Annotated in this window: 3 protein-coding genes; all 3 read left to right on the forward strand. The window is 35.2% G+C overall.

The annotated features are described in order from the left end of the window. Positions 1-47: 47 nt before the first annotated feature. Positions 48-13,748, forward strand: a complete 13,701-nt coding sequence (locus AWE51_RS23955) for a Tc toxin subunit A-related protein (RefSeq protein ID WP_066319317.1) — start codon at positions 48-50, stop codon at positions 13,746-13,748. 89 nt (positions 13,749-13,837) lie between these two features. After that, positions 13,838-15,820 carry a hypothetical protein gene (locus AWE51_RS23960; RefSeq protein ID WP_066319318.1) on the forward strand — a complete coding sequence of 661 codons (1,983 nt, stop codon included), beginning with the start codon at positions 13,838-13,840 and terminating at the stop codon, positions 15,818-15,820. A 517-nt stretch (positions 15,821-16,337) separates the two neighbouring features. Next, positions 16,338-18,692: a hypothetical protein gene (locus tag AWE51_RS23965; RefSeq protein ID WP_066319319.1), complete on the forward strand. Its 2,355-nt coding sequence runs from the start codon at positions 16,338-16,340 to the stop codon at positions 18,690-18,692. The last annotated feature ends 363 nt before the right edge of the window (positions 18,693-19,055 follow it).

A 19,055-nucleotide genomic window follows, 5' to 3' on the forward strand; every position in this document is an offset into this window, starting at 1 on the left:
GGGACAGAATCCCTTTTGTCCAATTTAATCACAAAAAAATACATAAAATGAGTACGAATAACAACTTACCAGATTATCAAGAACTTTTTGGTCATCTTGATTTTAAAAAAGGAGAAGAAGCCAGATCGGTCTACTCTCCTGCTGCTTACCTGGCAGATTTGTTGCAATTGATGGAAGATGAGTTTGAAGATACCGATATCCATGAACGAAGATCAGATATCAGACAACTCCTCCTGGACGAAGAAAACACCTATACAGAAATTCCATTTCTTAATATAGCTAATGAAATTTTAGAAAAGAAAATAGGAGGTAAAGATACAATAGCTGAAAATCAGGAAGAAGTATATCAAAATATACTACCCAATGCTAAATATCCATTCAATACCCCTTTTAATCTCAATGAAGAAGAAATAAAACTATATCTGAAATATTTAGGGATATCATCAGAACAGTTATACAAGATGTTTGCAACTAATACAGATTTAGATGCAGAAACTCTCGTACGTGAGTATTTAGGAATGTCGCCAGAAGAATGGGAAACCATTACAGGGTATAACAGTCATAGTGACAACGATATAGAAGAGTATTTTAACTATACAGGAACCTCCTTTACTGCAGAGATGTCCAATACTACCTCTTTTATGGAGGCAACTGGATTAACAGGGGTAGAAGTAAGAGAACTCTTATTCCAAAAATTAGACAATCCGGAAATTGAAGCAGGAGTATCTTCTGGTTTTTGGATCAATGCAACTGGTGTAACCTATGCCACCTTAGACGAAAACGAAGAAAATATTATAGATCACATAAGCCAAGATACGGTGGATTATGAATGGTTTAAACGCACCAATGTTTTTATTCGTTTGGCTAAAAAAATAGGGATGACTTTTACAGAGGTAGACACCATCCTAAGAGTTTCAGGAAAAACAGAAATAAACCTTGAAAGCCTACACCTTATTGCAATTGTTAAAAAGATTCATAAGAAAACAGAACTTACAATCGATACCATAATGGGAATTATGAGTACTATCAATGAGATAGGACATACCGATGAAGACCAACCTCAGGATTTGTTCAATAGCGTATTTAATAATAAATACGTAGTGCAAGATGATAAATATATCCCAAGTGATACAGATTATATCGTTCCTAAACACTACATAAACGAACAATATACAGCATTAGATTACCATGATGATTTATTTTCTGAGGATAATGACACCTTTAGAAAACGAATTATTCATGCCTTGGGAATCTCTAAAATGGACCTGGAAAAAATCATCCAAAGATTAGATGATCACGATATTGATAGTGATCTCTGGATGAAGTCCACTTCTAAGAAAGCCTTATTAAATTTTTTGTATGGTTTTACACAACTTACAGAAATACTAGATATTTCTCATGAAGAGGTATTCACGCTTTTTGATGTGTTGGAGCAAGATTTTAGTATCCTAAGTTTTACACAACATCAAACATTTATCCACGAAAAACCAAGTACGCAGGATGGGTATAGCATTATTTTAGGAGACAATATAGAAGACCGTCTTTGGTTGATTCAGACACTAATGGCAATTACCGAGTGGATGATAGAGTATGATTTTACAGCAGATGTATTATGGTACATTACTACAGGTAAGTTTAGGACTGAAAAAGCAGAAATGGCAGCCAGAACGCTAACCATTTCTCAATTAGATGGGATATTAAAGGTGTATAAAGAAGTAAAGGCTACCCCTACTATTTTTCAAAAAGGAATTTTTGATACCCGTAGTGCTTCAGTAATTTTTAAAATTCTGGAAGAACACGAATCTAAGCGATGTAAACAAACACATAAAATGCCCTATAATAGTCATACCGATAAAGCTCAGAAAATTGCTGAAATGGCTATTACAGCGCTGGCAGAAGTGCATCCAACAGATTTTCAAGGATTAGGACTAGAAGAACCTTTGGTAGAAAAAATTAAAAAGAACCTTACCTATAAAGGATATATTGCCATTGATGGAATGATTACCATGGCAAACCTACCAGAAACGGTAGAAGACTTTAAGCTAGAAACAGATTTTAGTTATTATCTCGAGAGCGTATTTGAAATTATTCATAAGTTATACAAGAATGAAGAAGCCAATACTCTAGAAGAAGATGAGGTGTCCTTTTCGATATATCTTTCGGATCTACGTTCCTTACCACTTTTTGAAGAGGAGTTAGAAGAATTATATGATAACTTGATTTTTAATCATTATATCGATGAAGAAGGCGTTGTCAAATACAGTAATTTTTTCAGCGACCCGGAGAACTTTAGCTATTTTGATGTTAATACCCATATTACAGATCACTCAGAAGAGGTTTATGAGATATTAAAAAAACAAACACAACAGTTTAAAGATGCTCAATTAAAACTAACTGCAGGAGCATTTGATGAACTCGAATTGTCAGAAGTAGCCTTAGAAGACCTTTTGCATAACCTAATGTTTAATGGATACACTACAGAACAAGGTCGAGTAATTGATAAAGCAAAATTATTAACAGAAGATATCGAGAGCTTCCGTTTAGAGTTACAATTTTACCCCAAACGAAAAGAAATCCTAAATAACATCCAGAACAAAGTAAGAGAGGTACAGAAAAAGTATCTGACAGCAGATATTAATCAGTTAACCAAAATTGCAGATATGATTATCTCAGGTTGGGCATATCAGGATTTACAGGGAGATTACTTGGATGGAAAAAGGATCGTATCAGAAACCAAAAGCTTCTTTGCAGACACCGAAAATCAAAATAAACTCATTTTGGGGTATTATTTTGAAGAGGCTACAGGAACGGCAATTTTTCAGAGAATGCAGAGTATCATCAAAATTGCAGAAACCTATCAGTTTATAGAGACACCTCTCGAAAACTTAAGCTTTTCTACAGAGGAACGTAAAGAATTGATTAGTATGCTACAATACATAGGGGTTTTATCAAATACGCGCCATATTGCTCCAGATAAAATAGAATATTTCATAGACTCCAATAACGCTAATGTTTTTAGCATAAAAGGTTTTGAAGATTATAATAAGGAGATATTCTTCATGCTACAAGCAATATGCAAAGAAATTAAATCAGCTCATCAGCAGATTACCGAAGCTATTTTAGGACTGGAAACCCAACAAGAAAAAGTAGTATGGGAGCAATTACAAAGTGTTTTTGGGTTAGATCAAGAAATCCTAAAAATCGTTTCCAAACATGTTTTTAAAGGTGTAAAAGACATCAAGAGTGCTTGGATCACTCCGATATTAGAAACTGCTAATTCTTTAGGAGAAATAACAAAAATACCAACAAACAAAGGGTTTACCAGTTCTTTTCAGCGGGTTCGTCAATATTCCGTATTAGCTAACAAGTTACAATTAGGAGCAAAAGAAACCGCAATTGCCTTTAAGGATCAGGATTTGGTAGCTAAGTTTTCGGAAAATTTAGAATTACCAAAAGGAGTTACGTCTATCGATGCACTATTAGAAACCGAAGAATTTATCTATCTGTTTTCCAATTCAGAATATTGGACATATAGAGCAGCAGACTATGTAATGATAGATCGATACGGAATCGATTTGGACAAAGAAGAAAATCTGCAAACTGAAGAAGAAAAAGAAATCATCGACCTCTTAGAAGATGATGAAAAATTAAAAGACCTAATAGAAGAAGATTATATACGTAAATTTTTCGAAAAGGAAGGAAAGATAGCTATAGATGCTGCTTTTATGGATAAAAATGGAAGCACTTACATCATAAGCAATAATTACTATCATCTATGGATGAAAGATGGTGATAGCTGGGCAAAACGAGAAAATGAATTTGGTAAAGTAGACAATGCTTTTACAGAAATTGGCAAAATAGATGCATCTTACGTAGATCCGTTAGGACGTTTATTTCTTTTTGCAGAAGGAATGTATGTACGATATTCAGATGTCAATGCAACCGTAATCGATAGCGGATACCCTAAAAAAACGAAAGCACATTGGAAACATGAAGGACTAGGGATTCATCTACCAGAAATATTCCCAGATGAATTAGACGCAGCTTTTGAAGGTCTAGATGGGGAAACGTATTTCTTTAGAGGAAACAAATTTATAAGCTCTAGAGATGAGGTTGTTAAGGACATTGCAGAGCATTGGGGGAAATCTAAGTATGATTTCAAAGATATCGATGCGATAGATGCAGCCTTTACCCATAATGGGATAACCTATGTTTTTATAGATGATCAGGTAACGGCCTATATGGATTGCCTCGAAAATAATGAAGTTGATGAATTGGAAGACTTCCCAAAACGTATACAGGATTGTTTTGAAGGAATTCCGGTTGATTTTATTAATGGAATTGATGCTGCTTTTGTAGAAAAAGAACAAAATGACGGTGTTTATGATGATAACAATAAAATACACTTTTTTAAAGATGACCACACCGTAGCCTTCACTATGGACGCAAACGGAACTATAGCAGTGGATGTCGAAGACTCATTGTCTTTTGAAGGGGTTTCTACGATACAATCAGTAGAAAAAATAGATGCAGCCATGGTTGGTCTTGATGGATATACATACCTATTTAGTGGTACAACTTATATTAGGTATACAACCGGTAATTATAAGCAAGTCGACGAAGGGTATCCAAGATTAATTTCAGAAGATTGGGAAGGATTAAATAAAATTCAAGCCGCTTTTGTACTAGATGGTAAAACCTATGTTTTTGGTAGAAAAGGTCGCAAACAAGTGTATGTTAGATATGCTACCAAAGACTATAAAGAAGTAGATGAAAAAGAAGAAAATAAAGACTCTTACATCACGCCTATTGGTAATATATTAGATGTAGATGAGATAGAAACATTTCCAGCAGATACAGTAGATAATTTTTGGAGTCTTCCACAACATTTATTAGACAAAGGATTTCGAAACCCACATGCTATACTTAATGCTCATGATGGAAAAACCTACTTGTTTTCAAAAAAACAAGTGATTGAATTTGATCATATCAATCGCTGGTGGTCAGAACCTAAAAACATCTATAAGCAATGGCCAGAACTTCCATCAGGAATTAACAAAATTGATGCAGCCTTGGCAGGAAAAGATGGTAAAACATACTTGTTCTTTAACAATCAATATATACGGTTTTCGGATAAATCTGCTTGTCATATTGATCCTGGATATCCAAGAACAATCGATAAGTATTGGGGATATGTAAAAAATAACCTGATCGAAAATTGTAAGATTGATGCAGCAGTTACATTACTCTCTAGAGAAGATAATGATGATTTAGAAGGATATGCAGCAGAAAAGATAGAGACGATCCATACCTATTTGTTTTCTGGAGATCAGTTCTTCAGATATAAAGAAGGGGATTATAGTCAGGTAGAACTAGGGTATCCAAAATCTATAAAAATGCTCAAAGAAGAGCCTCGTTTTAAAGCACTAAAGGATCATATACCCAATCAAATTGATGCAGTACTAGTAGATAAGCGAACGGTGTACCTATTTGATGGAACAACATGTCATGTAATCTCAGAAGAGGAAAAAGAGAAAGGAGAAGTGTATACCAAAGACGAATTTCAAAATATAAAAACAGCACTAATTGAGGAAGGAGCTGTATATACATTGAAGGGAACACAATGGGAACACATTTCTGCTCTAGAAGGAGAAACTATTCATAAAGAAAACAGGTTTCCAAAACTTCTAAAAGAAGTCCCAGCAGATTTTGAAACTGATTTAGACACCGTTTTACAAGGAGCCGATGGAAATACTTATTATTTCAAAGGTCAAAAATGCTATAACACCCTGTTAGAAACAGAATATTATATCAAAAACCAATGGGGTAAACCAGAAAATGCCATTTATGAAACAGAACATATCGATACCGGTTTTGTAGGGCGTGATGGTAATACCTATCTATTTAGTGGATCACAATATTATACCTATACAGGGGATAGTTATATAGGAGTTACAATGGAAGAAGCTCCGAGAAGAATTTATAAGCACTGGGGAGGACTTACCGAAGTAGCCTTTGCCTATGTAATGGATAATAAAACCTATTTATTCGAAAAAGAAGACATAGACGGTAACTTTAGATATGCGATCTATCATACAGATGATTATATATTAGAACAACCAGAAGTATATTATGGAGACTTTTCTTTTTGGGGAATTCCGCAAGCGCAACAACAAGCAGGGTTCAATACTTTTGATACTATACTTCAACACGGAGATAATTTAATTTTTATTAAGGATCAACATTTTATACGATATCACCTTCTTGAACAAAACTGGTCGTACCCTCAGGAAATACAATTGTTATATCCAGGAATTCGTTTTAATAAAACAACGTTTAAGAATATTCAGACTGCTTTTAAGGGAGCAGATGGTAAAATGTATTTCTTTGACGAAGCTTGTTTTATGGTGGGAGTCAATAACAATGATGGTACCTATACCTATTCCCCAGAAGATGAGGTGGCCTATTACTGGGGATTATTTGAGAATACTATTCATGATCATGTAGATGCCTCTTTAGTACATAATGGTGTAACTTATTTATTCTCAGGAAACCAATATGTTCGGTATTCCGGAGCTACATATACCTCAGTAGATGAGGACTATCCAAAACGAATCGATAAGTACCTGCGAGAAGAACTTCCTTTTAAGCACATGACAGACGGGTTTCAATATGAGTTGGATAAAATTTATGAAGGCACTACATCAGGAATCACCGCAGTAATTACCAATGATCGTAATACTTATGTATTTATAAATGATCAATTGCATGTCGGTAGCACGAAAGAATATGATACGTTTAGAGTATCTCAATTACAAGATCGTTACAATGCTTTTAGAGACAAAGGAAGAGTAGATGCAGCTTTTGTAAAAGATAATAAAACTTATTTGTTTTGCGAAGATCAGTATATCGTATATACCGGAAATAAATACCACACCATAGATCCGGGCTATCCTAAATTTATAGAAGAAAGCCTTGCCGAAACATTAGGAGTAGCAGAACTACCAAAGAATTTTAGATATGGTATCGATGCAGCATATGTTGCAAATGATTCAATAATCGTTTTCCGGGATGAAAACCGCTATAGTTTGGGGAATACAATCACTATAGAGGATATTTCAGCTTATGTAGGAGTAGACAACAATTTTGAAGGTGATACTACCATTGATGCGGCCTATACCGATGATAAAGGGAAGTTATATGTGTTTAAAGGCAATCAATTTATTCGCTATAGTGATACCGATCAATTATTTAGTTGCGAAGATGAGGCATCAAAATTTGTAGATCCATCATACCCTAAGTATATAAAAGATCATAAGCTATATCTTCCTCATGAATTTAGTTCAGGAATTAATGGAGCGTTTATTTTAGAAGACAAGCTATATACCACCAAAGGAAACTTGTATGCAGTATCTAAAAAAGGAAAGATGTATGGCCACCAAAACTTCTATCCACAATCATTCGATAAACGATGGGGAGATTGGTCAGATTATCTGGTAATGGATATCTATCTGTTAGCAAGATTAATGAACCTTAATAGTCGTTATAGCAGTAGTGAAGAAACTTTGATTAGTTTATTATCAGATAGAGATGGGTACACCAAAGAACCTTACTATAGGTTAGCCGAGATTTTTGGATTTGATAAAGAAGAAATCCGTTGGGTAAAACAGCAAAATGCTTTTATATCGCCAACTAATGCTCTGGAGAAGGATTTTACTATCGAAACAATTATTAAGTTATTTGATATCCTGTCAACAACAGAGCGAATTAAAGTAGACGTAAAAGCCCTCTATCAAAATGTCTGGCAATTATTGTATGATACAAATAGAGATGCCAAAAATACGGCAGCTCATATTTATGCAATGCTTGCCGAAGTAGATTATAATGATAATTATGCCACGTTATTTGATCAAATAGAAAGAGAACTCAATGTAATCAAACGTGATGCGCTTGTACCCTATGCAGTAGCTAATGATGATAAGGTCGAAAACACACGAGATCTCTATGAAAATCTGTTGATCGATACACAGATGGAAGGCGATGCTACTACCTCTAGAATCAAAGAAGCAACAATGGCGATTCAATTGTTTTTTCATAGATATTTCCTGAATTTAGAAGAAACTGAGCTCAAAGGAAATCTAAAAGAACACGAACGAGAAGTTCTTAGACAACAGTGGGAATGGATGCGTAATTATAGAGTTTGGGAAGCCAACCGAAAAGTATTCCTATATCCAGAAAATTATATTAGACCAGAACTGCGCGACGAAGATCAAAAAACACCAGCTTTCGAAACCTTAGAACAGGATTTGATGCAAGAAGAGATCACAGAAGACAGCGTAGAACGTATCTATAAAAAGTACCTGGATGAGTTTACCGAAGTATCACGATTAAAAATTGTTGGAGGGTACTTATATGATGATGTAAGTATTGATGAAGGTGATACTACCGAGGTAAATAAAAGACTGGTCGTCTTGGGGAGAACAAAAACAGACCCATACCGTTACTACTATCGTTTTGGAAACTTCATCAATGGAGAGACACATAATGATAGTTGGGAGCCCTGGGAACCTGTTAATATTACCATAGAAGCAGATCGTGTCTATCCAGTATATGCCTTTAATAAAGTATTCATATTCTGGACCAGGGTAGAACCCGTACCTAATGAGGATAGTAGTTCTACTACCATAACCGATAATGATGATGGTACGACACATGAAATATCATCAGAAGAAGGAGAAAACAAATACACAACACGTATTTACTATTCTTATTATAATCTAAACAAAGAGTGGATTCAACCACAGGTCTTAAAGACTTCATTTGAGGAAAATATAGATGGAAACCTGATCACTATCGATCATTTATTATCTAATGGCCAAATTACTAATGTGCAATTATTCGTAGAACATTCAAATAAATTAGACAATGATACCCATGATAATATTGTCATTAGTTGCAAATATAACCATGTAGTAAATAGCAAAGAGATTGTAGATTTAGGCTTTTTTAACTTCCCAATTTATATACCTGTTGTAGAATCAGTTACTAAGGCATTCAATCTTACGCCAGAATTGTATAGCCAGAAAAATAAGAGTGCTGTTGATTTCGATAATAGAGGTAAGGAAACTTTTGAGCGTTTGTTTGATGAAGGAACTATCGAAGACGAAAATATAGTTGTATTGCACACTGCAGAAGAATCTATTGATGCGTCTTGGTTTGCCTACGATCATAAAGGAGGGAGTTTTTTATGTAAACCTGATGTAAAAGCATTGGATCTTAGTAACTGGCCTAAGAACCGGAAAAATGGTCAAGATGAGGTTACTAACTTAGAGAAAATTAATGCAGCTTTTAGTATTGATAACACTACATATTATTTTTCAGAAAAAAATTATTTTCTCAATGATTCACTAACAGGCAAACCTATTAAAAATAAATTTGGGAAACTCAATAGTTTTACCGAGGTAACTGCAGCTTTTACACATAACAATTGTGCATATGTATTTGATGATAATCAATTTATAAAATATACAGATAATGAGTACTCAATTGTAGCAGAAGGTTTTCCTAAAGAAAATAAGTTAAGTGTAGTACTTGAAGAATTAGAAGCAAAAAACTATAACGAGAGAGATATAGAAGACTATACAATAATTGCTGCGTATACTATTGATGAAGAAATATATTTTAATGTTCAAAAAGATGATGCTTTTCTAGATTATAAATTAGATACGCACGGAAATCTTACAGAAACATCTTTTGTAGATCATACTACACCTGCAAAAGAATGGAATTCTGCTTTAGCTTTTACTTATAATGGGGATCATTATATCATGGGGTTTTTATTTGAGGAAGATGCGCAAAGAGTGCATGTATATAAAAATGGGGTAAGACTAAGTTATACTCAAGGAAACGAACTTACAGACAACCCTATAATTTACAAAGAAATCTCTGCAGTATTCTCAGGTATTGATGGCGATGATCATATTTATATTTTTAGTAAGGATGAATATATTAAAATTTCACAAAATAGTGATCAGGCGATTATTACTGATATTCTCTCGAATTGGTCAAATATGGTATCATTATCACTAATCAAAGAGGATTGGAAAAAAGGAAGTAAGAATATTTTTAATGGAGACAAAGGCATCAATGCTGCTTATGTAAGAAATGATAAACTCTTCCTATTGTATAGGGATCACTATGTGAGGCATACGATTTCGTCAGATACGATTAGTGATGAAATAGATCCAGGTTACCCAAAACAATTACCTCAGGGGATTAGCTATATAAATGCAACATTCACTTTAGAAGATAAGGTGTATCTATTTAAGGAAGATCAATACTATACTCTTTCTGGTAATGAGGAACCTAATGTTTTGACAAATCCAAAGCCTGTTAAAGGTAATTGGGGAAATATTCCATTAGCTTTTAGAAAAAACATGGATGCTGCATTAAATAGAGATAAGTATTTGTTTGTATTTAAAGAGAATGACTATATCAAATATGAGCTAAGTAATGGTGACGTTGATAATGATGAAATCTATGCAAAACCATTCGAAATAGAAGAGGTGAATTATGAAATTATTCGTTTAACCTCTAGTACAGCCAAGGATTTTAATAGGCTACTTTTTACAGGAAGTGTAGATGCATTATTACAACTCAGTACACAACAGATCGATGAAGAACCTGCTTTTAGTTTTGAGGATCAAAACGCCACAACTATTAAGGTAAATGATGATTATGTACAATCATTACCTGTAAGTTCACATATCGATTATAATAGTGCTAATGGGATGTATTATTGGGAAGTCTTTTTTCATGCCCCTTTCCTAATAGCAATGTCACTCAATACAGATCAAAAATTTGAAGAAGCCAAAAAGTGGTATGAACACATTTATGATCCAACAGCAGCAAAATACTTTTGGAAGTTTCTTCCTTTTCAGGCAGTGGATATCGATGCATTGATTGAACCTGCAAAGCAGTTAGCTTTATTAATTAATAAAGGAACATTACAAAGTAATATAGATGAGTTAACTACAAAGTTAAAAATTTATGATGATGAATTTTTGGGAACGAGTACTACAAATGATATTAGGAATCTTCAAGCCTTTTTAAATACCTCAAACGATTTATTAAAGGCGTTAGAAATTGTAAATGGATTAATTAATGATAACACTAATTCTGAAAGTCCAGAACAACAACTATTAGAAATTTTGCAACTCATCCAACGCCTACCAGAGAATTATGCGTTAATGCAAAATACCGAAGTACAGATCACAAGTTACCTTAATGATCCCTTTGATCCGCATGCAATAGCTGGTTTACGTCATATTGCATATCGCAAAGCCATTGTGATGAATTATATCGATAATGTGCTGGATTGGGGAGATATGCTCTTTAGACAATATACGCGAGAGAGTATTAATGAAGCACGAATGCTTTATGTATTAGCTTATGATTTACTTGGTACAAAACCAGAAAATTTAGGAGAAAAAACACTTTCTGAAGATCAAAACTATGAGTATTTGGCTCATAATATTGGGGAAGATACATATGATTTTCTATTCTTATTAGATTTAGAAAATGACGGAGAAGCCATGTATGATAGCCTAACTTTTGCTGGTCAGCAACACGATATGCTGGCAACGCTTAATGATTCGGTCATTAATCCATATTTCCATCTTCCCGAAAATCAGGTGTTTATGAAGTATTGGGGTCGGGTAGAAGATCGTTTGTTTAAGATCAGGCACACCCTAAACATAATGGGACAGAAACAACCCTTACCACTCTTTCAGCCACCGATCGATCCTATGGCATTGGTTAGTGCAATTGCAGGAGGAGCGAGTCTAAGTAGTGCATTAAGCATGTTGTATACGATGGTGCCACATTATCGCTTTACTTACATGATCGAAAAAGCAAAAGAATATACCGAAAGAGTAGCACAGTTTGGAGGAGAATTGCTTAGTACTATCGAGAAAAAAGATGCCGAAGAGATGGAACTACTTCGAAACAAGCAAGAAGGTTTGATTCTCGCATTAAGCACGCAGATCAAAGAAGATCAAATCAGAGAAGCCAATTATCAGATCAAAAGTTTAGAAGAAAGTCTTGATGGAGCCAAAAACCAGAGAGATCATTATCAACGACTATTAGATAATGGGATGCTAAGCGAAGAAGAAGTTCAGATTGCACTGATGATTACAGGTACTGTATTAATGGGAACCGCGGCAGCGCTAAAGATAGCATCAACCATATCGTATTTATTACCTCAGGTATTGATAGGTCCTTTTATAGCAGGTACTCAAGCAGGAGGACGCCAACTAGGAGATGCTTTGGATAAAGGAGGAGAAGCTCTGGAAATAACAGGAGAAACCTTGATGACAGCTGGCGAAATTGCAGGAATCTATGCACAACATAAGCGTTCAGAAGAAGATTGGGAACTACAAAAAGTTATGGCCGAGAGTGAGATCAAGCAATTAGAGTACCAGATTATGGGGGCTCAGATCCAAAAAGCAATAGCACAACGAGAGTTACAGATCCATGATCAGGAAATCAAGAATAACAAAGCGATAGAAAACTTTATGAAACAAAAGTTTTCGAATCTCGAGCTGTACAATTGGATGAGTAGCAAATTATCAGGCTTATTTTATCAAACCTATAAAATGGCACACGATATCGCTAAGAAAGCAGAAAAAGCCTTTGTTTTCGAAACCGGAACCAAAGAAGCCGAAATACAGTTTATTGGAGGAACCTATTGGGATAGCCAGAAAAAAGGATTACTAAGTGGAGAAACTCTTGGTGTAGATCTTACCAAGATGGAAAAAGCCTATATCGAACAGGATAGCCGTGGGATGGAGATTACCAAAAATATTTCTATGTTAGAACTCGACCCACTCGCTTTTATCCAATTAAAAATGAAAGGAGTCTGTGAGTTCCGATTAACAGAAGAACTATTTGATCAGGATTTTCCAGGGCATTATAATCGCCAGATGAAAACCATTTCCTTAGCCTTTGATATTGGCGAGGGAAAAACCATCAATGCAACCTTGACGCAATTGAATAATAAATTGGTGATGGAACCAGATCCTAAGGCAGTAAAATATTTACTAAATCCTAAAGGAGATCAACCCTTAACGATACGCACCGATTGGAAAGTAAATCAACAAATTGCACTATCCTATGTAGATCAATATACCGAAAACAATGGCATGTTCGAGTTGAGGTACGATGATGCACGCTATTTACCCTTTGAAGGTACAGGAGCCGTATCCTTATGGCGATTAGAACTACATGGTAAATCGGGGAGTTATGATATCAATGATTTGTTAGATGTAACCATTAAGCTGCGATATACTGCAGAGCAAGGAGGAACAGCCTTTGCCAATTCCGTAAAAGGAGCCTTAAAACCATACAGAGCTACTAGTTTCTTTGATCTTGCATATACCTTCCCTGAGCAATGGAACGAGCTGATGATAGGAGATAGTAATACTATGGAACTCACTTTTACCAGAGATATGTTTCCTGGTATGACAGGAAGCAAAGTCATGGGAATTATGGTTCGTTATCAATATGAGGATGGTGGTTCGGCAACCTTAGAACTCAACGATGAGTTAAAACTGACCAATAACCAATACCTCGAAGCTTCCAATCTAAACATTGCCAGAAATGGATCCAACTGGAAATTTACAGTTAAAGGGGATAAATTACAGATCACTAATGTAGAAATGGTGGTCATTTACAAAGCTAAAGTTTAAGGTTTTAAAAAGAACAGTATAATTTAACGCTTCCCTAATAGATTGTAAACTCTTACAACTCGATTTCAGGAACACTTCAAGATCGTGTTTTGGGCAGGTCTGCCCAAAACCGATCCCTGAAATCTGTAGGTGAAACAGGAAGCAATACCCTTAAGCGAAACCCTAAGAGTTACCCAGTAATAGCTAAAATTGATACAGAAATGAAACCCAGCTTAAAAAGAAGAAAACAACAGCCCAGATCAAAAAGATCACTCGGTATAAAACGAAATCCAAAAGGAGGAAAAACCAATAGTTCAGATCATAATAATCGTAGAAAAGAACGTGCAAAAAAGAAAGCGAATGCCATAAGTGAATTACGACCGCAGAGCCCTAAAAACTCAGTTTATGATGTACTAAAAGGACGAAATGTATATCTGACCACCGATAACAATGGTAAACAACGATTTGTACCCAAAGAGAGTGAAGCCACTGCCAAAGAGAAAGCAAAAGGACTTTTTATTAAAGACAGTACGATTATTAAAAAAGGCAAAAATGCATTGAGTAAAGATGCGCAACCTAAACTAGATAGTACTGGTAGAAATACCTATCCCGTAAAAGGAGAAGACGATACAACACAGTACTTACCCAAGGAAAGTGATGCTACTCAAGAGGAGAAAAATCAAGGACGCTATGTAGAAGAAAGTTCTTTGAACTTACCAGTGAAAGCTAAACAAGCCAGCGAAGGAGGACTACCAATTCGTGACCTTGGCAAGGACAGAAAAGTATATCCCACCACCAGAGAAAATGGAGATTTGGTTTTTTTGCCCAGAGAACAAGATGCCACTCCTTACGAAAAAAGGAAAGGGCTTTTTGTAACCAATGAGAGTGCAGCAGCACAGACCCAGGGGAAACGAATGACCAATGGTAAACCCATTCGGGATTTGGGTAAAAACAGAATGGCATATCCAACCGAATCCGCAGATGGCGAAATAGTGTTTTATCCGCGAGAAAGCGAAGCCACACCCAATGAAATCAAAAGAGGACAGTTTGTAACCGATGAAAGTGTTAAGGATCAAACAGAAAAAAAAGCAAGTCAAAAAGAAGAGCCGAAGTATAACAAAGGCACGAACCGGTTTGAGTATCCCTATGAAAATCAGGAAGGAGAAATCACCTATCTACCCAAAGAAAATGAAGCCAGTAAAGACGAAATAGCCAAAGGACAATTTGTAAATAACAAAAGCACAGAAAACCCTGCCGATCAATGGATGCCCTTCACCAATGGAAAACCTAAGTATGAGGCTGATCGCTATCTGTATCCAGTTACAGAAGCAGCAGGAAATCTGGTATACTTACCCATAGCATCAGAAGCAACTCAGAGGGAGCTAGATAATGGGTTATACCTGCCCTTTGAAAATATAGAAACCTCTGGTCGAATCATAGATCGGGCGTTACGTGCACAGCGACTACATCCTATAGGTTCAATCAGAGCTAATGATGCAACTGATCGAGATAGGCAGTTATATGCCAAAACTGATCCAAATGATGAGGTACGATACTTGCCCAAAGCTAGTGAAGCCACAGCAGATGAAATCGCTAATGCACAATTTATACCAGATGACCAAGCAAACCCTACCACAGCTAGGCAAGATTTGAGTAGAAAACCATTTGCAGAAGCAACAGACGGTACGGCTTTGTGGGATGGCAAAAGTTTACCAGCTCCTACAGAGGCACAGCAATTAATAGTATTAAGAAGCCTAAAACCCAATTTTGACCCAGAGCATGGGCGTATGCTATATCCAATAACTAATACGGATGGTACTCAGCAATATCTGCCTTTGGCAGAAGATGCTACGCTAGAAGAAATTGCAAATGGCAATTATGCCCAATTTACTACAGAACAACCTCTGAAAGATGTCATCCAGCAAAATCTTGGAGAACACATATATGAAGTAGATACTGGTACCATAAAAGCCATTGCCGTCACTGATTTAGAAAAGATTTTTGCAGAAGTACCGCTAAAACTAGCAAGTAGTAAAGAACTGAAAGAACTACTAAGTAATGAAGAAGCTTTGCAGCAGCAATGGGTAGCATAAGCTTAAAAAGAAAAAAAAGAAATTAACGAGGACAAAGCAAATTTAACCAGAATGGGAAAAATAATACGATCTAAGTAATTCTGCTAACCTCGCTACAACTAGTCTGTGCTTAGTGGAAACAAAAGTGAGTGATGTATACAATGAACAGAGCCCTGCTAACACCGATTTTTAATCTGTGTCATACCGAGTAAGAAGTAAGAAAATATTAAGAAGCAACAAACCCTAGCTGGGGTTACAGATTTTTATCTCAATATGATAATTGTCACTTTGAGCCTGTCGAAGAGCTTTCTAACTATAGTTGCTTTGACAGAGTGCAGCATGACATACAACATACTTCGTTAGTAAAGATTTGTAACTAACAATAAACAACTAATAACCGATAGATACAAGAGTGAAAAACCGCACTGGCAACAAGAGTTGCTAGGTTGGAGTAAACAATAGTAGTAAAGAGCTATAGAAAAAATAGTGAGTTACTACGGTAGTAATTAAAGTAATAATACTTGAAATTTTTAAGATTATGAAAGATAAAAGAACATCATCCCCGAAAGAAAAAGAAAAGATGAAAGAAAATGATAATTCAAACCCTCCTGAATTCAATGGTTTACTAAGGGGAATGACTTTTAACCTACATGGGTTTTCTACATCTAACCACTCTAAAAAAGATGCCCTGTCAAAAAAGCACTATGTATCTCAAGAAAAAACTGAAAATAAGAAAACCAAGAGAGCAAAGTCCTACAACGACAGGAGATCACTTGTAAAAGGTATTTTAAAACAATTATTTGATAAACGACTTAAAGAGTATCTAGATAAAGTAGATGAAATTTCTGATTCCCTAAAAAAGGAGAATATAGAATTAGATGAAAATGAAAAAAGAAGCATTAAAGATGCTGAACCTTATTTATCAAGTAATAATGAAGATTGGAACATTGAAGATATTAAATCAATTATCGAAAATATTAATTCAATTAACAAAAAGCTATCATTATCAGTACTAAGTGCGAGAATTAAAAATGGTGATATATCTGGGATTTTGAACTATTTTTTTGATCAAGGTCAAGTAAAAGGAATACCAGAGTCATATGACTATGAAGGATTTAACATTTTTTTAGTAAAGGCAAAAGAGCTTCGTAGCTTATGGAAAACATTAGGTAGAACTATTGAAATAGTAAATGAAGGAGACTTCAAAAAAGAATTGATTAGTCTGAAGGATTCAATAAAAGAAGTAGAAGACTTGGATAAGGAACTGAATAAACTCGCGATTGTAGAGAGGTTGACTGCGATTTTAAAGCAAGAGACAAATCCAATTGACTTTATGCTGCTTAACGAGATGAATACAGGTATGGATGCTTTCAAAACTGAGGTAGAGATCAGTACAGAAAATAAATATAAAGTAGCCAAAGGTCCCATGATGAAAGCAAATGGAGGCATAGGCCAGATTGAATATTATCCTCTTGTTTACAATGCTGAAAAGCTAGAGCACGAAAGTTCTTTTTATGTTGGTCTTCGTAAGGGAAAAGTTGAGATCGATCATGCAGAAACAATAAATTGGAAAAAAATCGAAAATCAGAAAGATAAAGATAATTTCTTGGATCATCGTCCTGTAATTGTGCATAAACTTAAAGTAAAAGATAAGGAAGAACCAGAAATATGGCTGGCAGGAGTGCATACCACTCCAGAAGGGACTGAGTTTGAACGTGTCAATATTTACACACAACTGGTAGAACCTCTTAAAAAATTGAAGAAAAAGGCTGAAAAAGCAGGTGCAGTACTGGTAATAGGAGGAGATTATTATATAGCAGAGGAGGCTAGAGTTGTATCAGATAAACAAATAGGCAGGAATGAGGTTTTTGATAAAGATGATAATAAGATAGAAAGAAAAGGAAAAGAAGGGACAAATGTGAATGAGATTAGGAATTTAGAATTTAGTGAAGATGGGGAGAGGCAACCTCTCAATTTTACCAAGCGAATTGCCAAAATTGGGCTATCAGATAAACGTCCTATTACTGGCACCAATCAAAATTCGACTGGGTTACAGGTAGCAGACTATTTTGTGGTGCAGGATCATATGAAAGATAAGGCTAGAGTAGGTTTGTTGCATCCTGAATCTAACCAGATATATGAGTTAGAAAGTGAAGAACAGGATATATCTAAGTATTGGCTAACTATAAGCGATCACCTCCCAGTGATGATAGAAATAAATCCTAGTGATGCCTTAGAAAATGAGAATGATCCATTTGTAAAAAAAAGGCTGGTAATTATGAATTATTTAAGGAAGCTGCAAAATGATTGGAGAAAGATTATTATTGAAGAACTCAAAAATCAAGAAATTAAATTAGATACAAAAGACCCTACTAATAAAAACCTTGAAGAGTTTCTGAGAGATGAGAATATAAAAAAAGAAGTAGAAAAACAAGAAAACAAAGAAAATATATTAAAATTCGTTTTTAATAGAGTTAGACCATTAAATCTGGGCGAAGAAGAAAATGATGAGGACATTCCAAGGGAGTTCAAAGAATTAAAAGATGAATATCAAAAATGGTTAGAAAAAAATAAAGATCTAGGAAAAGTTACCGATAGTGAAATAGCTGAACTAGAACCTGAAGATGAAAATCAAAATATAGTGTTTACTCTAGGAGATTTTGAAAAATACTTAGCTATTGGGGGAGTTTTTGAAAACAAATCTGAAGACGACAATATGGAAGATAGTGATTTTGAAGATATGGGTTCAGAAGAAAATTTAGAAGAAGATAGCTTAGAAGAAAGTGAACCAGAACAAAAAGGAATAAAAAGAAAAAGGTCTGAAAAAAGAGATAATACAGTACAAATAGGAGGCAAAAATAAGAGAAGAAAAAAAATCGAGGAAACAACTTAATTGTAGTCCCTAGCTACCGCTAGTCTGTGATTAGTGGAGTCAAGAGTGAGTAGTTCGTAAACTTATCCAGATGGCAACTACCCAGCTACCGTTAGTCAATAAAATAGTAGCGGTAAGAGGGAGTAGCACATAAAACCTATCCAGACCCGAAAAACCATGAATTTTTTGAATTAATCTGATAACGATAATCTTTTTGATATGCTGGTCGGGGAGTAAGAAAAGGAACACACCTACCCGCTATCGAAACAAGTTCGGGTAATATGTACGTGGTAGAATTACGGTAAGATTAGGGAAATACACACAAGAGTAGAGCATATTCTTAAGGAATCAATACAAGCAATTTCAACTGAAAAAAAATAAAAC

It is taken from the genome of Aquimarina aggregata, from assembly GCF_001632745.1.
GTDB lineage: Bacteria > Bacteroidota > Bacteroidia > Flavobacteriales > Flavobacteriaceae > Aquimarina > Aquimarina aggregata.

What these genes read in the sequence shown, in the direction of transcription:
- AWE51_RS23965 (WP_066319319.1), top strand. Translation starts at nt 16,338, where the DNA reads ATGAAAGATAAAAGAACATCATCCCCGAAAGAAAAAGAAAAGATGAAA.
- AWE51_RS23955 (WP_066319317.1), top strand. Translation starts at nt 48, where the DNA reads ATGAGTACGAATAACAACTTACCAGATTATCAAGAACTTTTTGGTCAT.